Source organism: Bradyrhizobium betae, from assembly GCF_008932115.1.
Lineage (GTDB): Bacteria > Pseudomonadota > Alphaproteobacteria > Rhizobiales > Xanthobacteraceae > Bradyrhizobium > Bradyrhizobium betae.
This window is the reverse complement of the sequence record NZ_CP044543.1, coordinates 3,276,990-3,296,388: the sequence shown is the minus strand read 5'-3', so window position 1 is coordinate 3,296,388 and position 19,399 is coordinate 3,276,990. Positions and strand designations below refer to the sequence as shown.

Annotated in this window: 15 protein-coding genes and 1 riboswitch; of the genes, 11 read left to right on the top strand and 4 right to left on the bottom strand. The window is 63.1% G+C overall.

Annotated elements, in window-relative coordinates; translation table 11 throughout:
- Positions 1–277 precede the first annotated feature (277 nt).
- From F8237_RS15745 to F8237_RS15730, 4 genes are all read left to right on the top strand, one after another.
- Positions 278–1,135 (top strand): hypothetical protein, encoded by an 858-nt coding sequence (locus F8237_RS15745; protein ID WP_151645987.1) that lies wholly within the window; start codon positions 278–280, stop codon positions 1,133–1,135.
- A gap of 47 nt (positions 1,136–1,182) precedes the next feature.
- Positions 1,183–1,803, top strand: coding sequence for a hypothetical protein (locus F8237_RS15740; protein WP_151645985.1), 621 nt, complete (start codon positions 1,183–1,185; stop codon positions 1,801–1,803).
- Between the two features lie 258 nt (positions 1,804–2,061).
- Complete coding sequence (gene acs / locus F8237_RS15735; protein ID WP_162006069.1) at positions 2,062–4,008, top strand: acetate--CoA ligase; 1,947 nt, start codon at positions 2,062–2,064, stop codon at positions 4,006–4,008.
- Positions 4,009–4,412: 404 nt separating this feature from the next.
- The gene (locus F8237_RS15730) at positions 4,413–4,928 is read left to right on the top strand and encodes a L,D-transpeptidase (RefSeq protein WP_151645981.1); all 516 of its coding nucleotides are present in this window, start codon (positions 4,413–4,415) and stop codon (positions 4,926–4,928) included.
- A gap of 59 nt (positions 4,929–4,987) precedes the next feature.
- On the opposite strand, the gene F8237_RS15725 is transcribed toward F8237_RS15730, so the two are convergent.
- Both F8237_RS15725 and F8237_RS15720 read right to left on the bottom strand, forming a co-directional pair.
- On the bottom strand, positions 4,988–5,578 hold the full coding sequence (locus F8237_RS15725; protein WP_151645979.1) for a thermonuclease family protein: 591 nt from the start codon (positions 5,576–5,578) through the stop codon (positions 4,988–4,990).
- A 56-nt stretch (positions 5,579–5,634) separates the two neighbouring features.
- Positions 5,635–5,832 (bottom strand): DUF1674 domain-containing protein, encoded by a 198-nt coding sequence (locus tag F8237_RS15720; RefSeq protein WP_151645977.1) that lies wholly within the window; start codon positions 5,830–5,832, stop codon positions 5,635–5,637.
- 186 nt (positions 5,833–6,018) lie between these two features.
- On the opposite strand from F8237_RS15720, the gene F8237_RS15715 reads away from it, so the two are divergent.
- From F8237_RS15715 to purH, 4 genes are all read left to right on the top strand, one after another.
- Positions 6,019–7,365 (top strand): RsmB/NOP family class I SAM-dependent RNA methyltransferase, encoded by a 1,347-nt coding sequence (locus F8237_RS15715; protein ID WP_151645975.1) that lies wholly within the window; start codon positions 6,019–6,021, stop codon positions 7,363–7,365.
- 153 nt (positions 7,366–7,518) lie between these two features.
- Positions 7,519–9,237: a heparinase II/III family protein gene (locus tag F8237_RS15710; RefSeq protein ID WP_162006379.1), complete on the top strand. Its 1,719-nt coding sequence runs from the start codon at positions 7,519–7,521 to the stop codon at positions 9,235–9,237.
- Positions 9,238–9,605: 368 nt separating this feature from the next.
- Positions 9,606–11,207 (top strand): anti-phage dCTP deaminase, encoded by a 1,602-nt coding sequence (locus F8237_RS15705; RefSeq protein ID WP_151645971.1) that lies wholly within the window; start codon positions 9,606–9,608, stop codon positions 11,205–11,207.
- 156 nt (positions 11,208–11,363) lie between these two features.
- Positions 11,364–11,445: riboswitch (ZMP/ZTP riboswitch) on the top strand.
- 25 nt (positions 11,446–11,470) lie between these two features.
- Positions 11,471–13,063, top strand: a complete 1,593-nt coding sequence (purH, locus tag F8237_RS15700) for a bifunctional phosphoribosylaminoimidazolecarboxamide formyltransferase/IMP cyclohydrolase (protein WP_151645969.1) — start codon at positions 11,471–11,473, stop codon at positions 13,061–13,063.
- A 168-nt stretch (positions 13,064–13,231) separates the two neighbouring features.
- On the opposite strand, the gene F8237_RS15695 is transcribed toward purH, so the two are convergent.
- The gene (locus tag F8237_RS15695) at positions 13,232–14,620 is read right to left on the bottom strand and encodes an MFS transporter (RefSeq protein WP_151645967.1); all 1,389 of its coding nucleotides are present in this window, start codon (positions 14,618–14,620) and stop codon (positions 13,232–13,234) included.
- Between the two features lie 100 nt (positions 14,621–14,720).
- Here F8237_RS15695 and ggt point away from each other — a divergent pair, with 100 nt between their 5' ends.
- Both ggt and F8237_RS15685 read left to right on the top strand, forming a co-directional pair.
- Positions 14,721–16,472: a gamma-glutamyltransferase gene (gene ggt, locus F8237_RS15690; RefSeq protein ID WP_151645965.1), complete on the top strand. Its 1,752-nt coding sequence runs from the start codon at positions 14,721–14,723 to the stop codon at positions 16,470–16,472.
- Positions 16,473–16,569: 97 nt separating this feature from the next.
- Complete coding sequence (locus F8237_RS15685; RefSeq protein ID WP_151645963.1) at positions 16,570–17,865, top strand: MFS transporter; 1,296 nt, start codon at positions 16,570–16,572, stop codon at positions 17,863–17,865.
- Between the two features lie 98 nt (positions 17,866–17,963).
- Here F8237_RS15685 and F8237_RS15680 read toward each other — a convergent pair whose 3' ends face one another.
- Positions 17,964–18,629, bottom strand: coding sequence for a glutathione S-transferase family protein (locus F8237_RS15680; protein ID WP_151645961.1), 666 nt, complete (start codon positions 18,627–18,629; stop codon positions 17,964–17,966).
- Positions 18,630–18,779: 150 nt separating this feature from the next.
- Here F8237_RS15680 and F8237_RS15675 point away from each other — a divergent pair, with 150 nt between their 5' ends.
- Entirely contained in the window at positions 18,780–19,376 is a 597-nt protein-coding gene (locus F8237_RS15675; protein WP_151645959.1) for a DUF2239 family protein, read from the top strand.
- Positions 19,377–19,399 lie beyond the last annotated feature (23 nt).

Below are 19,399 nucleotides of genomic sequence, written 5' to 3'. Positions count from 1 at the left end.
AGATACCTCCAACTTGCGCATGGACGGTCTGCGCCAAGCCCCTCCCACAAACGAGGTAAAGACCTGACGCGGCTTCACCGGGGGTCGGCGACCTCCGTCGTCCTATGTCGGGACACGATCGGTCCCTTGAACGAGAGCGAGCTTCACCTTAAGGTTTTAGGGGATTGATGGCGACTACCAAGATTTGCAGAGATCGTGACCCGCCACAACCTGCAGTTCGATTGCTTCTTCGTTTTTCCCGACACCTGCCTGACCAGGCTGCCAAGAGGGTTTGGAGATGAAGTACTTCGGCAAGCGTGCGGTTCTTGGATTTTCGTTCGCACTCATATCAACAGCCGCATATTCAGCGCAGAAGACCTGCGCCAGCCTCTTACAGATGCAAGACATCGTTGCCAGGCAGCTTTATGTGCTGCCCAGCGGCTCGCCTCTCGAACCGGTGAAGAGCCTGAAGCGCCAGTCACCACCCAGTCTTGCGTATATCGTGCCCTCGCACGCATACAATTCCGGCGTGGTTATCTTGAAGGTCAGGCACCATTTGGTGGCGCCCGCTCCAGCAACAACGCCTCAGCGAATTACCCTGTCTCGCATTGCTTACAGAACTCCGTGCAACGGCAAGCCGGACGTTCAGACACCGGAAGCTACCTACGAACCTGACGTCACTCAGTACGTGAACTATCACAAGTATCAGTTGCCGGATCCGTTGATGGATCGGGTTCATGCCGATCTTGGCAACAGACCGAAGGGCTGGTGGGGCGAGAGCGACAATCGCTGCGTATCGACGTCGAGCTGGGATATCCGGCCGCAGCTCCAATTCGAGGATAGCATTACTGATCGTCAGGTCATCGGCGTGGTCGGCTATTTCGGCAATCGCGTTACAACCGCCTTCCAGGCACCGCAGGCGACCGGAACTGCGGTTGCAGCATCTCCGGCGTATAGCGCCTATCGTGATCTGGCGGTTCGCGTACTTCCCTACCGTAAATCACCTGACCGCTTTTCCTGCATCAACATTCCCATCAGTACCGCGCCAGCCGGCACGGATTGGACCGACGTGATGATCATCGACGCGGACGATGCGCGGTACCCGCGGGACACGCTGCTCGACCCCCAAAAGACGTGGCGCATCCAATGGAACTAGCTTGCCGACGCCACGGATAAACCAAACTTTAACGTAAAGAGTTGAGCATGTTGAAGGAACTCCGGGAGCTGGTAGGCTTTGTGTTGGGGTTCCTGACTGATGTTATCGAGTTGATAAGGACATCGTGTTTGTCGACCTCACCCCTGCAAAGCGTTGGCCGTGATCGAGCTCTATCGCTCCAGCTTAGCGGCCTCGTCGGAATCGTGCTGGTCGGCATATTCATCAGCACCCTGAGCGACAAGAGCGTCAAGATTGACCTCCTGCCCTTTGGCACGATTACGCTGATCTATTTTACGATTGCGGCCTTTCTGGTCGGCCTGGCCATTCGCTACTTTCGCCCCTCGCATGCTGACGCACCAGATAGTGCCGGCGGCGATGTAACCAGCAACGCGCAAATCGACGCTACGTCGTACGTCATCGCGTTCAATTTGATTGCGTTGATCGTATTCGCAGTGACGCGGGATCTTCTCAATTATATCGGACAGTCTCCCGAGATTCTGATCCCTACGATTCTTGCGATCGCCGTTGCCGGCATCACGATGCTCGTATTCGGGAATAGAGATGCCTCGAAAGTGGGGCTGGGCAAGCTGCAGAAGGCCACCGTGTTATTTCTCCCGGCCGGAACGTTCTTTGGCTATGCGCTCGTCCTTTCTCGATATGCAGGCTAGTCTAGGCTAAGTCCGGTCTCCCTGCCTTCCCAAAAACCGTCATTCGCAACTTTCGCGACCTTGCCCGGCGAGCGGTTTTTAGATACCTCAAATCCAGAGCCTTTGCTGCCTGTCTTGATCCTCCGCATGGCCGGCCGCCCGCCGAAGGTCCAGCTTGTGCTCCTTGTCGGGTCCGGTTAGCCCGGCACATAATCGGTTCAACGATCAAGTCGGCTTGCCGGCGGCCTGTGCCCCGAATTGCCGTAGGTGGAGGGAAACATGTCCGAGAAGATCTACGACGTCCCCGCGGAATGGGCCAAGCGCGCCTGGGTCGACCAGGCCAAGTACACTGACATGTACGCGCGCTCGATCTCGGACCCGAACGCGTTCTGGGCCGAGCAGGCCAAGCGCATCGACTGGATGCACACACCGACCAAGATCGAGAATGTCTCCTTCGCGCCCGGCAACATCTCGATCAAATGGTTCGAGGACGGCATCCTCAACGTCGCCCATAACTGCATCGATCGTCACCTGCACAAGCGCGCCAACCAGACCGCAATCATCTGGGAAGGCGACGATCCCTCGCAGTCGAAGCACATCACCTATCAGGAGCTTCACGACGAGGTCTGCCGGATGGCCAACATCCTGCGCACCCGCAACGTCAAGAAGGGCGACCGCGTCACCATCTACCTGCCGATGATTCCGGAAGCGGCCTACGCGATGCTGGCCTGCGCGCGGATCGGCGCGATCCATTCCGTGGTGTTCGCGGGCTTCTCGCCCGACAGCCTCGCCCAGCGCATCAACGACTGCCAATCCAAGGTCGTCATCACGGCGGACGAAGGCCTGCGCGGCGGCAAGAAGGTGCCGCTGAAGGCCAATGTCGACGCGGCGCTCGCCAAGGCCGACGGCGTCGACTGGGTCGTCGTGGTCAAGCGCACCGGCGGCAAGGTCGACATGAACCCGACCCGCGACCTCTGGTATCACGACGCCGCCGCGATGGTGACGACGGAATGCCCGGCCGAGCATATGCACGCCGAGGATCCGCTGTTCATCCTCTACACCTCGGGATCGACCGGCCAGCCCAAGGGCGTGCTGCACACCTCCGGCGGCTATCTCGTGTTCGCCGCGATGACGCACCAATACGTCTTCGACTATCACGACGGCGACATCTACTGGTGCACCGCCGACGTCGGCTGGGTCACCGGCCACAGCTACATTCTCTACGGACCGCTCGCCAACGGCGCGACCACGCTGATGTTCGAAGGCGTGCCGAATTACCCGGACAATTCGCGGTTCTGGAACGTCATCGACAAGCACAAGGTCAACATCTTCTACACCGCACCGACCGCGATCCGCGCGCTGATGCAGAGCGGCGACGCCCCCGTGAAGAAGACCTCGCGCGCGAGCTTGCGCCTGCTCGGCTCGGTCGGCGAGCCCATCAATCCGGAAGCGTGGGAGTGGTATCACCGCGTCGTCGGCGACGACCGCTGCCCGATCGTCGACACCTGGTGGCAGACCGAGACCGGCGGCATTCTGATTACGCCGCTGCCGGGCGCAACCAGGCTGAAGCCGGGGTCGGCGACACAGCCGTTCTTCGGCGTGGCGCCTGAGATCGTCGATGCCGACGGCAAGACGCTCGAAGGCGCGACCACCGGCAATCTCTGTCTGACGCGGTCCTGGCCGGGCCAGATGCGCACCGTCTATGGCGATCACGCTCGCTTCGAGCAGACCTATTTTTCGACTTACCCGGGCAAATACTTCACCGGCGACGGCTGCCGGCGCGACGCCGACGGCTATTACTGGATCACCGGCCGCGTCGACGACGTCATCAACGTCTCCGGCCACCGCATGGGCACCGCCGAAGTCGAGAGCGCGCTGGTCGCGCATGAGAAGGTGTCGGAAGCCGCCGTGGTCGGCTTCCCGCACGACATCAAGGGCCAGGGCATCTACGCCTATGTCACCCTGATGTCCGGCATCGAGCCAACCGAAGATCTGCGCAAGGAGCTCGTCACCTGGGTGCGCAAGGAGATCGGCCCGATCGCCTCGCCCGACCAGATCCAGTTCGCACCTGGCCTGCCCAAAACCCGCTCCGGCAAGATCATGCGCCGCATCCTGCGCAAGATCGCCGAGGACGAGCCGGGCAGCCTCGGTGACACCTCGACTTTGGCCGATCCCGGCGTCGTCGATGATCTCGTCAAGAACCGGCAGAACAAGAAGTCGTCGTAAAAAGGTCTCGTGCCCCGGACACAGCGCAGCGCCTCTTCAGCGGTGCGCTGCAGAGCTGGGGCCCATGCCTCGAAGAACCGGGTCCCGGTTCTGCAGCGTGTCACTTCGTGCCGCACCGCGTCCGGGACATGAAGAAAATCTGGCCTCCTGAGATAACAGCCGTTCACACCCTCACGCATTTGTCAGGGCGCGCGTGGGCACGGCCCCATCTTTCCCGCCGGGTGTTGTTTTCAGGTCATTTACTTTATTTCGAACATTTCCTTTGTTCCCCCTGCTGGCTGGCCCTCGGCGGCCGTGCGTGGAAACCATCCGGTTAACGGGCGCGGTTAAGAATGTCTGGGCAAGCCGGCGATTGCCGGGTTCTGCGTGATTTTGGACGATCTTTTCGGGCTAGGGGAAAATCGATGTCGATGAGGATTGCAGTGGCGCTTGCCGCCACCATCGGGGCCGGGATCTTGATGTCGACGGCGGCGCAGGCGCGGCCGGAGATGGTGGGGACGCATCTGGCCGATTATTCGCCGGGCACCATCGTGGTCAAAACCAACGAGCGGCGGCTCTATCTCATCCTCGATAACGGCCACGCCGTGCGCTATCCGGTCGGCGTCGGCAAGTCCGGCAAGCAGTGGGCCGGGACCACCCGCATCGACGGCAAGTATCGCAACCCGGCCTGGGCGCCGCCCGCCGAGGTGAAGCGCGACAAGCCGAGCATCCCCGACGTCATTCCCGGCGGCTCGCCGCGCAACCCGATGGGCGTTGCGGCGATGACGCTGGCCGGCGGCGAATATGCGATCCACGGCACCAACGTGCCGGGTTCGATCGGCGGCTTCGTCTCCTACGGCTGCATCCGCATGCTCAACGACGACATCACCGATCTCTACGGCCGCGTCTCCGTCGGCACGACGGTGGTCGTGACGCGCTGATTGATCGCCGGCATCGGCACAGAACTGCAAAGGCCGCGTCCAACGACGCGGCTTTTTTGTCACCAGAAGCGCCAGCCCCGCGCGCACCAGCCGTCGCGGTGACCGCCATTGTAGCTGCGCACATGACCGCCCGCGAGCAGCGCCGCCGAGACGTTGGCGGTGCGTCTGGTCGCAACGTCGGCGAGAACGCGACCGTATTTGTCCTGGCCAAGATTGGAGATCGTGACGCCGCCCTGGCCGAGCAGGTTGCGCAGCGCATCGCTGGCGGCTTCGGCCTTGTTCAGCTCATCCTGGCAGGACGCTTTCATCTCGGGCGCATCGATACCCCGCAGCCTGACACGCGCGACCAGGTCGCGGCCGTCGCGCTGGTGCATGCGGGCAAGGAAGGTATCGCCGTCGATGGTGCGGACGACGTCGACCGGGTGACGCATGTCGGAGCTGCCGGACTGCTGCAGGATGATCTCGGCATCGCGCGATTGTCCGTCATTGGCATGCGGAATGGGCCAGCTCGTCCCGTGCCGGAAGACCAGCACGATCGCCACAATGACCCCGACCACGAACATCCACGGCAACAGCCCCGCGAAGTGGCGGCCGAACGGCGAACCACTATAGGACGGCCGATAGGGATGGCTGGGGTCGAAACGCGGCATCCGCGCACGCTAGGGCTGAGTCGGCTGGGGCGGCAAGGGTAGCGAGAGCCGATGCCTTAGAAGTCCGAGGCGATGCCCTTGCGCTCCCAGTCGCCGTAGCGCGTGGGTTCGGGGCCCTTCGGTCCCTGCAATTCCTTTGGTGCCGCTTCGGCATGCGCCGCCGCGGCCTGCCGGCGCGCCTCGGCTTCGGCCAGCGCGCGCTGGGCGGCCGGCGGGAGCTGCTTGCGATCGGGAACGGAGGGCTGGTCACTCATCGTCCGGGTTCCTAGCGCAGGATCGGAAGGCCTGCGACGTCCAATAACGCATTGCTGAAATGGTCACGACGGGATGTAAAGGCGACAGGCCATTCTTACATTTGGCATATTCGCGTGCCACAGCTGGTTTGTTAAGGCATGCGCCCCTTCGGCGGAACTGCCGCTCGCTAAGAACCTTAAGCCCGCATGCCATCTCAACGTTTCGCTCCTCCGTCCGAAGTGCCCGGTCTCGCGGCGCGGCGGATTGCCGCTGACATCGTCGACGGCGTGTTGCACAAGCACCGCACGCTTGACGACCAGCTCGACGGCAGCGGCGCCCATCCCGGACTGAAGACGCTGGCAGACCGCGACCGCGCGCTGATGCGTCGCCTGGTCGCGACGGTGCTGCGCCGGCTCGGCACGCTTGGCCATGTGCTGTCACGCCTGCTCGACAAGGGCATTCCCTCCGACGCGCCGCGCGCGCAAAGCGCGCTCCTGATCGGCGCCGCGCAGATCCTCTGGATGGACGTGCCCGATCACGCCGCCGTCGATCTCTCCGTCCGCCTCGTGCAATCCGACCGGCGCGCCGCGCGTTATGCCGGCCTCGTCAATGCCGTGCTGCGCCGCTGCGCGCGCGAGGGCAAGGCGCTGGTGGACGAAGTCGCCACGCAATCGCTGGACCTGCCGCCCTGGATGGTCGCGCGCTGGAGCGCGCATTACGGCGAGGCGACCGCAAGAGACATGGCGCTGGCGCTCGGCCATGAACCTTCGCTCGATCTCACCGTGAAGTCGGACCCCGCGCAATGGGCGAGCCGGCTGCATGGCGAGGTGTTGCCGACCGGATCGGTGCGTACGGTGCTGCACGGCTCCGTGACGGTGCTGCCCGGCTTTGCCGAAGGACAGTGGTGGGTGCAGGACGCCGCCGCCGCGCTGCCGGCGCGGCTGTTCGGCGACATCAAGGGCAAATCCATCGCCGATCTCTGCGCCGCCCCAGGCGGCAAGACCGCGCAACTGGCGCTGGCAGGCGCGCATGTCACGGCGATCGACCGCTCACCGGCCCGGGTGGCGCGTCTGCGCGAGAATCTGGCGCGGTTGTCGCTCCAGGCCGAGACCGTCGTCGCTGACGCCGTGGACTGGGCCGGCCCGGCCGAGGGTTTTGACGGCGTCCTGCTCGACGCGCCCTGCACCTCGACCGGCACGATCCGACGGCATCCCGACGTCGCATGGCTCCGCCAGCAATCGGACATCGCCGCATTGAGCACGCTCCAGCAGCGGCTGCTGAAGAAATCCGTCTCGCTGCTGAAGCCCGGCGGAACACTGGTCTACTGCACCTGTTCGCTGGAACCCGAAGAGGGTGAGCAGGCGATCGCCGCGCTGCTGCAAGCGGAGCCTGGCCTGCGCCGCGTGCCGATCGACGCTTCCGAGGTGTTTGGGCTCGGCGAGATCATCACCGCTGACGGCGACCTGCGCACCCTGCCCAGCCACCTGCCGAACGCAGATCCCAAGCTCGGCGGGCTCGACGGATTCTACGCGGCTCGGCTCGTTAAATCCTGATTTTGCACCGGTTTTTGCGACGGCACTGATTCGCACCCTTTCAAGGTGGTGTCAGCCGCTGGATTTTGGGATTAATAAGGATTCGTCGGAATCTCTCCCCCTTCAAGGCAAGGCGTGTCGGTCGCTCAACGCAGACGTATCTCGACGCTGGTGATGAACCGCTTCGCGCGGAACATGCTCGCGCGCGCGAGTGGCGGTTCCGTTGCGCTGTCGCGGGTCTGGCCCGGCCGCACCGATCGGCTGATCATCGCGCCGCACGATTTGCGCACCGCGGATGCAACCCGCGCCGCCGAGATCTATGCCGGCCGCTTCGTCTTCGCCGGCAAGATCGTCAATTGCCACGGCCGCTCGATCTTCGATCTCGAGCCGCCGTCGGAGGACTGGGAAGTCGCGCTGCTCGGCTTCGGCTGGCTGCGCCATTTGCGCGCCGCCGATACCGCGCTGACGCGCGCCAATGCGCGCGCGCTGGTCGAGGACTGGATCGCCAATCCCAGCAACAAGCGCCGCGCCGTCGCGCGGCGCGCCGACGTGCTGGCACGGCGCGTGATCTCGCTGCTGTCGCAGGCACCCTTGGTGCTCAACGACACCGACAACAAATTCTACCGCCGTTACCTGCGCGCGCTCGCGCGCGAGATCCGTTTCCTGCGCTACACCATGGTCGACATTCCCGATGGTGTGCCGAAGCTGCAGGTGCTGATCGCGCTGTGCTACGCCGCGCTGTGCCTCGCCAACCAGGCGGGCCAGATCCGCAGCGCGTCTAAGAAGCTTTCGGACGAGTTGCAGCGGCAGATCCTGCCCGACGGCGGACACATCTCTCGCAATCCCGGTGCGCTGATCGAGCTCCTGATCGACCTGTTGCCGCTGCGACAGACCTTCGCCGCACGCAACATCGCGCCGCCGCCGGCGCTGCTCAATGCGATCGACCGCATGATGCCGATGCTGCGCTTCTTCCGGCACGGCGACGGCAATTTCGCGCTGTTCAACGGCATGAGCGCGACGCCCTCGGACCTGCTCGCCACGCTGCTCGCCTATGACGACACCCACGGCGCGCCGATGGCGAACATGCCGCATACCGGCTACCAGCGCCTCGATGCCGGCCAGACCACCGTGATCATCGACACCGGGCCGCCGCCGCCGGCCGGCGTCAGCCACGACGCCCATGCCGGCTGCCTGTCGTTCGAACTGTCCTCCGGCATCAGCCGCATCGTCACCAATTGCGGCATGCCGACGACGGGCCGCGACAATTGGCGGCCGTTCGCACGCGGTACCGCGGCGCATTCCACGCTGACCTATCACGAGACGTCCTCGTGCCAGTTCGTCGAGATGTCGGCGATGAAGCGCCTGTTGCACGGCTCGCCGGTCACCAGCGGTCCGGTCGAGGTCGAGAGCTATCGTGAGATCGTGCAGAACGGCACGCTGCTCACGACGTCGCATGACGGTTATCTCGCCAAGTTCGGCGCGATCCATCGCCGCGTGCTGATGATCGCCAATGACGGCGCGCGCATCGACGGCGAGGATACGCTGTCACCGCCGCAGGGCGGACGTTTCAAGGGCGCGGATGCCGATTTCGCGCTGCGCTTCCATCTGCATCCGGCGGTGAAGGCGAGCCGGCTGTCGGATGCCCGCGGCGTCATGCTGGTGCTGCCGAACCGCGACGTCTGGACCTTTGAAGCATTGGACGACAAGGTCGACCTCGAGGACAGCGTGTTCCTGGCCGGCAATGACGGCCCCCGCCGCACCGCGCAAATCGTGATCCGGCAGGATGCGCGGCAGGCGCCCTCGATCCGCTGGAGCTTCGTCCGCTCCACCGCCTCGCCGACCGTCACCAATGCCCGCCGCAACGCCCGCCGTGAGCCGGAACTTCCGCTGTAGGCCGGGTAGAGATGACCGCCATAGTGAGTGGCTCTAATTTGGGCTACTCGCTCGGCCGCTCATTGTTCTCGTTGTTCGGCTGCTCACGGTCGCTAGATGGTCGCTCGACACGACTTGGCGGACTGGGCTGACTAAGCCAAAATGGAAGATTTCCGGCGCGTTGCTCAGCAGATTCAAGCTGACGAAATAGCCACCCGGATTCTAGCCTCACGGAATTAGCCATTTTTACAACCCTCCATGGTTATGGTTAGAGTTCCATGCCATGGGTTGCAGCGAATCTCTTAAACGCAGTAAATCCTGATTTATTCTTAACTACAACTGAAAACTATTAATGAACACTTAAGAAGTATAGTTATGGGGAAAAGTTGATGAGTGTAAATAGAATTCCTCACCCAGAGCTATTCTTCGGTTTAGTTGCTCCGGTTGGGGTCGATCTTGACATGATTGTCGAGGTGCTAACTACTGAACTAATACTTCAAAAGTATAATACGTCGGCGATACACGTCACGCAAATTATGCAGGACGTGCCTTCGAATATTGTTCTCAAGGAAGAGCCTTACTTAGATCGAATTACGACTCGGATCGAGTATGCAGATGAGATTTGCAGCCGAATAGAGCGCGAGGACGCGCTCGCCGCTATTACGATTACGGCGATCCAATCAATTCGTGAGGGACTGAACCGAGGCTTAGCGAACGAGCACAGCATCAAACTTCCGGCGGATCCAAAGTTGCTACAGGAAGCCTTACAACAGCCTATTCCAAAGCACGCATACATCCTTCGACAATTTAAGCGACCGAAGGAGATCGGTCTGCTCAGGCAGGTATACGGAAAGCTATTCTTTCAAATCTCCGCTTATAGTTCGCCTGCGGAGCGCGAATTATTTCTCAAGAAGAAAATCAAATCATCCAACTTCGGCGGTCTAGAGGACCATGAGGCCGAATGCCAAGCCATCGCCCTTATGGCGCAGGATTATCAAGAGAGTGACAAAACTCACGGCCAGCAAATAAGAGAGACGTTTCCTTTAGGCGATGTATTTGTTGATGGAGTGAACCGCAAGAATTGCGAAGCGATGATAAAGCGTTTTGTGAATCTTATCTTTGGAGACAATTCCCTTACTCCCGATCGTCATGAGTACGGAATGTACCTGGCTAAATCGGCAGCACTAAGATCCGGCGATTTGTCGCGTCAGGTTGGAGCGGCAATATTCAGAGATAGCGGCGAGGTCGCAACGCTCGGCTGCAATGAAGTCCCGAAATTCGGCGGCGGCAGCTATTGGTCCGACGGGCTGGAGGATCGCCGTGACTTTGCGCTGGGCGAAGATCCGAACGACAGAATCAAACGAGAGATTCTGCACGATATTTTAGAGACTCTATTTGAACGCAAGAAGCTCGCCGAACAAATCAATTCGATAGCTGCTGTTAGGGACATCATGGAAGACGATGCCATTCGTAAGTCCAAGGTGATGGACTTGATCGAATTTGGTAGAATCATTCATGCGGAAATGTCGGCGATAACTGACGCTGCACGACTGGGAATCCAGATCAAAGCAGGAAAGCTCTTCTGCACGACTTTCCCATGTCACATATGTGCGAAACACATCGTTGCATCAGGCATAGACACAGTCGTCTTCCTTGAGCCGTACCCCAAAAGCTATGCACGCGAACTTCACTCTGATTCGATCGAGATCGAAGGCGCGGAGGAGGCATCGAAGGTAAAATTCACACCATTTCTGGGTATATCACCGCTTCGATATCGTGACTTCTTTGAGAAAGGACGAAGAAAAGATCGGGAAACAGGAAAAGTGGTTCGATGGGCGGCAGGAATTGGAGTTCCTATCGTCGAAATCTACCACCCAGTTTACATCAATTTGGAAACCCTCGTCTCAAACGAACTTAAGCAGGATGAGCGACTATGGAAAAAACCTAACCCAGACATTGGGCCGAGTGACGGGGGTCAGATCGCCGGTTAATTGTTCCTCTCATTGTCCCGAAGAAACCTTGAAGTCCATCTAGCTCGCAGATCGCGATGTTTGCCTCCGATTCGCGCGATCACCGGTCGGGAAGCCCGCATCATGCAGATCAGGTGATCTGATCGTTGTGAAAACGGCCAAAAGCTGCTATCGAGCCCTCGTTCGCGCGACTGGCGACCTTGGATGGAGCACCATCGGGAAGCGCGACACATATCCGCCGCGCGCCTGGGCATAGACACTCCTTAAGACAGAGGATCTTGCTCATGACTGACCATCCCCGCCGCGTCACCCGTGCCCTGCTTTCCGTTTCCGACAAGACTGGCCTGATCGAATTCGCCAAGGCGCTTGCCGCGCATGATGTCGAGCTGGTCTCGACCGGCGGCACCGCCAAGGCGATCGCTGCCGCAGGCTTGAAGGTGAAGGACGTCTCCGACCTCACCGGCTTCCCCGAGATGATGGACGGCCGCGTCAAGACGCTGCATCCCAAGGTGCATGGCGGCCTGCTCGCGATCCGCGACAACAAGGAGCATGCGGAGGCGATGAAGACGCACGGCATCGCGCCGATCGACCTCCTCGTCGTCAATCTCTATCCGTTCGAGGCCACGGTCGATAAAGGCGCCGGCTTCGAGGATTGCATCGAGAACATCGATATCGGCGGCCCCGCGATGATCCGCGCCGCCGCGAAGAATCATGACGACGTTGCCGTCGTGGTCGAGGCGCAGGACTATCAGGCCGTGCTCGACGAGCTCGCCGCCAACAACGGCGCAACCACGCTGAAGCTGCGCCGCCGCCTTGCCGCAAAGGCCTATGCGCGCACCGCGGCCTATGATGCCGCGATCTCGAACTGGTTCAATCGCCAGCTCGAGATCGACGCGCCCGACTTCCGCGCGTTCGGTGGCAGGCTGATCCAGTCGCTGCGCTATGGCGAGAACCCGCACCAGAGCGCGGCGTTCTACGCGACACCGGACAAGCGGCCGGGCGTCTCCACCGCGCGGCAGCTGCAGGGCAAGGAGCTCTCTTACAACAACATCAACGACACCGATGCGGCTTATGAATGCATCGGCGAGTTCGACGCCAAGCGCACCGCGGCCTGCGTGATCGTCAAGCACGCCAATCCCTGCGGCGTTGCCGAGGGCTCGGACCTCGTCAGCGCGTATCGCAAGGCGCTGGCCTGCGATTCCACCTCGGCCTTCGGCGGCATCATTGCGATGAACCGTGCACTGGATGCCGACACCGCGCGCGAGATCACGAAGATCTTCACCGAAGTGATCATCGCGCCGGATGCCAGCGAGGAGGCGATCGCCATCATCGGCGGCAAGAAGAATCTGCGCCTGCTGCTCGCCGGCACCCTGCCCGATCCCCGCGCGCCCGGCCTCACCGCGAAGACGGTGGCCGGCGGCCTGCTGGTGCAGAGCCGTGACAACGCCGTAGTCGACGACATGACGTTCAAGGTCGTGACCAAGCGTGCGCCCACGGATGCCGAGATGCGCGACCTCAAATTCGCCTTCCGCGTGGCCAAGCACGTCAAGTCCAACACCATCATCTATGCCAAGGATCTCGCCACCGTCGGCATCGGCGCGGGCCAGATGAGCCGGGTGGATTCAGCCCGGATCGCGGCGCGCAAGGCGCAGGACGCGGCGGCCGAGCTGAAGCTTGCCGAGCCGCTCACCAAGGGCTCGGTCGTGGCATCGGACGCGTTCTTCCCGTTCGCCGACGGCATGCTCGCCTGCATTGAAGCCGGCGCCACCGCCGTGGTGCAGCCCGGCGGATCGATGCGCGACGACGAAGTGATCAAGGCCGCCGATGAGCACGGCATCGCCATGGTGTTCACGGGCACGCGGCACTTCAGGCACTAGATTATTGGTGCACTGAACTCTCAAGGGGGCGTCCCCGCGAAGGCGGGGACCCATACCCCCAGGGAGAAATTGCGGCGCGAGTTGGCAACTACGGGTCTTCGCCAAACCACTTCCTGTGGTTATGGATCCCGGATCTGCGCTCCGCTTGTCCGGGACGACAACAGAGTTTTATTCCGCCTTCACCCGCATCAACAGCCCCAGCCCCGCAACGAAGAACACCACCAGCACGGCCATGCCGGCCTTCTGGCTGGCCGTCACCGCCGTGATCATGCCGATCAGAAGCGGGCCGATGAAGGACGTCACTTTCCCCGTCAGCGCGAAAAGGCCAAAATACTGCGCGATGCGGTCTTTCGGCGCGAGCCGGATCAGCAGCGTGCGCGAAGCCGCCTGCAATGGCCCGCCGGCGGCACCGATCAGACAACCCAGCACGAGATAGGCGCGCTCGGCCGCGCTCGAGAACAGGGGAGCGCCCGGCTGAGGCGGCGCGACCGCGACGAACAGCACGCTGTCCTTGTCGACCAGAAGGATCGCGGCCACCGCAAGCAGGAGGAGCAGCAAGCTGCCGGTGATCACGCGCCTCGGTCCCAGCGAATCGTCGAGCTTGCCGCCGAGCCACGCGCCGAATGTGCCGGCGATCGCCAGCATGATGCCGAAGGTACCGATCTGGATCGTGTGCCAGCCGAACGTGCCGGCGGCATAGATGCCGCCGAACGCGAATAGCGACACCAGGCCGTCCGTGTAGATCATGTTGGCGAGCAGGAACGCAGCCAGCGACTTCTGCTTCGGCAAACTCCTGATGGATTGCTTCAGCTCCGACAGTCCTGCGCGCAGCGCCTCGCGCACCGGGCGCTTCGCCGGATAATCCGGCGTGAACAGGAACAGCGGCGTCACGAAAATGATGAACCACAGCCCGGTCAGCGGTCCGACGATGCGATCGCCCTGATGGCTGACCGGATCGAGCCCGAACAGCGGCTTGAATCCGAGCAGGGTGCGGCCGGTTTCGGGATTGGCGGCGAGGAAGCCGAGCACGATGATCAGGCTGACGATGCCGCCGATGTAGCCGGTGGCCCAGCCGGTGCCAGAGAGCCGGCCGATCCGCTCCGGCGGCACCAGGGTCGGCATCATCGCATTGTTGAAGACGGTGGCGAATTCCGCGCCGACGCTGGCGAGCGCGACGGCGGTGAGCAGGGGCGGAATGATGGAGGGATCTCCGGGCTTGCCGATCCACAGCGTACAGGCCGCCAGCACCAGCAGCACACCGAACCCTGCGATCCACGGCTTCCTGCGGCCCGACGCATCCGCGATGGCCCCGAGCACCGGCGACATCAGCGCGATCGCAAGACCCGCTGCCGCCATCGCAAAGCCCCACAGCGACTGGCCGGTGGCGGGATCTGGCGCAATGCTGGTGGCGAAATAGGGCGCGAACACGAAGGTCGTGATCAGCGTGAAATAGGGCTGTGCGGCCCAGTCGAAGAAGATCCAGCTGACGACAGCTGCGCGCGGCGGATAGGTCCGCTGCACGCCCGTCATGCGCGCATCGGGGGCGATCGTCGTCATCACGCAGTCCTCTTCACGAACAGTTTTGCCTGCCTCGGGGCAAACCGTATAGCATTGCAGCAGCACGTGTGAACTGGCCCAAGGCCACGGCGGAAGCTTGATGATGTCGTCATACCCGACACGGCGGACATTTTTCGCCTTCATTGCCACTCTGGCGTTTGGTCTTGCATCTGCCACCGCACAGGATGCGCGGCGGGCCTATGTTCCACCTGCGCTCGACACCGTGCGTGCCGTCGCCGCAGAGCACGGCATGGTGGTGGCGCAGGAGAGAATCTCTGCGCAAGTCGGTGCCGATATCCTCAGACGCGGCGGCAATGCGGTCGACGCCGCGGTCGCCACCGGCTTTGCCATGGCGGTGACCTATCCGCGCGCCGGCAATATCGGCGGCGGCGGCTTCATGGTGATCCACTCGACCGAGCGCAACGAAGACGTCACGATCGACTATCGCGAGACCGCGCCGGCGGCGACCACACCGCAGATCTTCCTTGGGTCCGACGGCAAGCCCGACTCCGCGAAGTCGCGCGATTCCGCGCTCGGCATCGGCGTGCCCGGCACGGTGGCGGGTCTTGTTCTGGCGCTGGACAAATACGGTTCGGGCCAGTTCACGCTGGCGCAATTGCTCGAACCTGTGATCTCGCTTGCCCGCGATGGTTTCATCGTCAGCGACGACATTGCCGATACCTTGCCGGGCTGGCACCGCCGCCTCGCGCGCTGGCCAGCCTCCGCAAAGATCTTCTCGCGTCCCGATGGCACGCCGCTCGGCGAAGGCGACAGGCTGATCCAGAGCGATCTCGCCGAGACGCTCTCGGCCGTCGCGGCGCAGGGCGCGCGCGGCTTCTACGAGGGCGCGGTCGCGGACAAGCTCGCCAAGGCCGTCTCGGATGCCGGCGGGATCATGACGCCGGCCGACTTGAAGGCGTATCAGGCGGTGATCCGCGCGCCGGTGCGCGGCAGCTATCGCGGCTACGACATCATCTCGATGCCGCTGCCGTCCTCCGGCGGCGTGGTGCTGGTGGAGACGCTCAACATTCTAGAAGGCTTTCAGCTCACGGACCTGAAGCAGGGTTCGCCGGCATCGCTGCATCTGCTGATCGAAGCCATGAAGCGCGCGTATGCGGACCGCGCGCGCTATCTCGGCGACCCCGCTTTCGTCAATGCGCCGATCGAGACACTCACCGCGAAGGACTACGCCGCCGGGCTGCGCGCCGGCATCTCCACCGCTCATGCCACGCCGTCGAAGGATCTGGTTTCCGCTCCGGCTGCGCCGCGCGAGGGTACCAACACCACGCATTTTTCCGTCGTCGACAGTCGCGGCAACGCCGTCAGCAATACCTACACGCTGAACTTCAGCTACGGCGTCGGCCTCGTCGCGGAGGGTACCGGCGTCTTGCTCAACAATGAGCTCGACGATTTCACGGCCGCGGTCGGCGCCTCCAACGCCTACGGCCTCGTCGGCTTCGAGCCTAATCTGCCGGGGCCCGGCAAACGGCCACTGTCCTCGATGTCGCCGACCATCGTGCTGAAGGACGGCAAGCCGGTGCTGGTGACGGGATCGCCCGGCGGTAGCCGCATCATCTCAAGCGTGCTTCAGGTGATCGTGAATGTGCTCGACTACAAAATGGATGTGGCTGCGGCCGTTGTCGCCCCACGGCTGCATCACCAATGGCTGCCGGACGAGGTGCGCGTCGAGCGCGGTTTTCCCGAGGACGTTCTGTTGAAGCTGAAGGCGATGGACCATATCATCGTCGAGCCGATGGGACAGACGTCCGCCAATTCGATTCTCGTGACGCCGAACGGACCGCTCGGCGCGCCCGATCCGCGCACGCGCGGTGCGGAAGCCGCGGGACAGTAACCCGGATGTTGCATAGCTAGAGCGCGCGCGCCGCCTTGCTCCGGCTGTCGCGCGTGCTACGACCGCGCGGGCTTAAAACACTGCCGGGGAAACGCACATGACCACGACCGATCCGACCGGGCGCATCGAGCGCGCCGAGATCGAAGACACCAGCCTTCTCGCCTTCTATCGCGACATGAACCCGCCGGAGCGCCGGACGTTCTGGGCCTGCGCGGCCGGCTGGGCGCTCGATGGCATGGACTTCATGATCTATCCGCTGGTGATCGGCACCATCATCGCGCTTTGGAAGGTCGATGCGGCCTCGGCCGGTCTCGCCGGCACGGTGACGCTGCTGGCCTCCGCGATTGGGGGCTGGCTCGGCGGCTATCTCTCCGATCATATTGGCCGCGTCAGGACGCTCCAGATCACCATCATCTGGTTCTCGTTCTTCTCGCTGGTCTGCGCCGTCGTGCAGAATTTCGACCAGCTTCTGATCGCACGCGCCGTGCTCGGCCTCGGCTTCGGCGGCGAATGGGCTGCGGGCGCGGTGCTGATGGGCGAGGCGATCCGGCCGCAATATCGTGGACGCGCCGTCGGCTCGGTGCAGTCGGGCTGGGCCGTCGGCTGGGGCCTTGCCGTGCTGTCGCAGGCGATCCTGTTCTCGGCCTTGCCGCCCGAGACGGCGTGGCGCTGGATGTTCGTGATCGGCGCGCTGCCGGCGCTGCTGGTGTTCTACATCCGCCGCTCCGTCACCGAACCCGAAGTCGCGGCCGAGGCGCGCGCCAAGCAGGCCGCGAGCGGCGATCGACCGGCGCTCTGGGAGATTTTTTCGGGCCCGATCCTGAAGACCACGATCCTGGCCTCACTCGCCGCGACGGGTTGCCAGGGTGGCTACTACGCCATCACGTTCTGGGTACCGCAATTCCTGACCAAGGAGCGTCACCTGTCGATCGTCGGCTCGACCGGCTATCTCTCGACGCTGATCATCGGCTCCTTCATCGGCTATCTCGTCGGCGCCTGGCTCGCCGACCGGATCGGACGGCGCAATTTGTTCCTGATCTTCTCGGTCGGCGCCATGGCCGTGGTGCTGCTCTACACGCAGCTGCCGCTCACCAACGAGATCCTGTGGGTGCTCGGCTTCCCGCTCGGCTTCTTCGCCTCGGGCTATTTCTCGGGGATCGGCGCGTTCCTGACCGAGCTCTATCCGACGCGGCTGCGCGGCTCCGGCCAGGGCTTTTGCTACAATTTCGGTCGCGGCATCGGCGCACTGTTTCCGTTCCTCGTCGGCGCGCTGTCGGCGTCGACCTCGCTTGCGAATGCAATCGCCATTTTCGCGGTGGCGGCTTACGCGCTGTTCTTCATCGCAGCCTTCGCGCTGCCGGAGACGCGCGGGCGCGTATTGCACGCGGATTGATGAGGCTCCGTCATCCCGGGGCACGCGCAGCGTGAATCTGGGATCTCGAGATTCCGGGTCTGGTCCTTCGGACCACCCCGGAATGACGGTACAAATAACTACCGCCCCACCTGATACGGCCCGCCCTTTTCCAACGCTCGCGCATACGCCGGCCGCGCGTGGATGCGCTCCAGGAACGCCATCGCCTTGGGATGACCGAGCTCGAGCCCGCCGCGCGCTTGCGCGGCCTCGAGCGGAAAGCTCATCTGGATATCGGCGGCGGTGAACTCGTTGCCGGCGAACCACTCGCTCTTTGCAAGCTCGCCTTCCCAATAATCCATGTGCTGCTTGAGCTGCGGATTGACCAGTGCGGTGAGTGCCTGGTTCGAGACCTTGCGCACCAGCGGGCGCAGCAGCGCCGGCGCACGCTTCGGCATCAGCGTGAACAGCAGCTTCAACAGCAGCGGCTGCATCGCGGAGCCTTCCGCATAATGCAGCCAGTAGGTGAAGCGCAGCCGCTCCGGCGTGTTCGGCGGCGGGATCAGCCGGCCGTTGCCGTAGGTGGCGATGAGATAATCGATGATGGCACCTGATTCGGCGATGGTGTTGCCGTTGTCGGTGATCACAGGCGACTTGCCGAGCGGATGAATCGCGCGCAGCTCCTTCGGCGCGCGCATGTCCGGCTGGCGCTGATAACGCACGATCTCGTAGGGCACGCCCAACTCTTCGAGCAGCCACAGCACCCGCTGCGAGCGGGAATTGTTGAGATGGTGGACGGTCAGCATCGGTGGGGTCCCCAGGCTAGGCGTGGTCGATCAGCCGCGCGTTCGTGCCAGCCCGGGACCGCAATGTCGAGCCATCCGCCCGGATAATTTCGCCCGGGTATATTGACGCCAGCTATTTACCCGGATATTAAACCGCCCAACGTGGTCAATATGGCAATGATTCCAATGCAACGGACTTTCACCGCCTTCCAGGGCTACCGCCGCCTCGCGTCCGGGCCGGCCGGCGAGGTCGCGCTGGTCGTCAAGCGGATGGCGCCGCGGCCGGACGAGCCCATCATCATCTTCGAGGACGCCACGGGCCGATCGATCGACTTCGATCTGCGCGGCGGGGACCGCGAGGTGCTGGCGCGGTTGGCGAAGCTTGTCCCGCCTCCGGTTGAGGAGACCGCGCCACCGAGCGAGCCGCGCGGACGGGGGCGACCGAAGCTCGGCGTGGTCGCGCGCGAGGTGACACTTTTGCCGCGGCACTGGGAGTGGCTCAATGCGCAACCGGGCGGCGCCTCGGTCGCGCTGCGAAAGCTCGTCGAGGAGGCCAGGCGCGCCAGCGGCGACAAGGATCGCGAGCGGCAGGCGCGCGATGCGGCCTATCACTTCATGTCGACCATGGCCGGCAATTTGCCGCAGTTCGAGGAAGCCTCGCGCGCACTGTTCGCCGATGACCGGCGCCGCTTCACCGCCCTGATCGCCGACTGGCCCGCCGACATCCGCGACCACATCGTCAAGCTCGCCACTAGCGACCGCGCCTAGGCGCGATCTCTCACAACCCCATC

Coding starts and splice junctions, on each gene's coding strand:
- F8237_RS15745 (WP_151645987.1), top strand. CDS start 278: ATGAAGTACTTCGGCAAGCGTGCGGTTCTTGGATTTTCGTTCGCACTC.
- F8237_RS15740 (WP_151645985.1), top strand. CDS start 1,183: ATGTTGAAGGAACTCCGGGAGCTGGTAGGCTTTGTGTTGGGGTTCCTG.
- acs (WP_162006069.1), top strand. CDS start 2,062: ATGTCCGAGAAGATCTACGACGTCCCCGCGGAATGGGCCAAGCGCGCC.
- F8237_RS15730 (WP_151645981.1), top strand. CDS start 4,413: ATGTCGATGAGGATTGCAGTGGCGCTTGCCGCCACCATCGGGGCCGGG.
- F8237_RS15725 (WP_151645979.1), bottom strand. CDS start 5,578: ATGCCGCGTTTCGACCCCAGCCATCCCTATCGGCCGTCCTATAGTGGT.
- F8237_RS15720 (WP_151645977.1), bottom strand. CDS start 5,832: ATGAGTGACCAGCCCTCCGTTCCCGATCGCAAGCAGCTCCCGCCGGCC.
- F8237_RS15715 (WP_151645975.1), top strand. CDS start 6,019: ATGCCATCTCAACGTTTCGCTCCTCCGTCCGAAGTGCCCGGTCTCGCG.
- F8237_RS15710 (WP_162006379.1), top strand. CDS start 7,519: ATGAACCGCTTCGCGCGGAACATGCTCGCGCGCGCGAGTGGCGGTTCC.
- F8237_RS15705 (WP_151645971.1), top strand. CDS start 9,606: ATGAGTGTAAATAGAATTCCTCACCCAGAGCTATTCTTCGGTTTAGTT.
- purH (WP_151645969.1), top strand. CDS start 11,471: ATGACTGACCATCCCCGCCGCGTCACCCGTGCCCTGCTTTCCGTTTCC.
- F8237_RS15695 (WP_151645967.1), bottom strand. CDS start 14,620: ATGACGACGATCGCCCCCGATGCGCGCATGACGGGCGTGCAGCGGACC.
- ggt (WP_151645965.1), top strand. CDS start 14,721: ATGATGTCGTCATACCCGACACGGCGGACATTTTTCGCCTTCATTGCC.
- F8237_RS15685 (WP_151645963.1), top strand. CDS start 16,570: ATGACCACGACCGATCCGACCGGGCGCATCGAGCGCGCCGAGATCGAA.
- F8237_RS15680 (WP_151645961.1), bottom strand. CDS start 18,629: ATGCTGACCGTCCACCATCTCAACAATTCCCGCTCGCAGCGGGTGCTG.
- F8237_RS15675 (WP_151645959.1), top strand. CDS start 18,780: ATGGCAATGATTCCAATGCAACGGACTTTCACCGCCTTCCAGGGCTAC.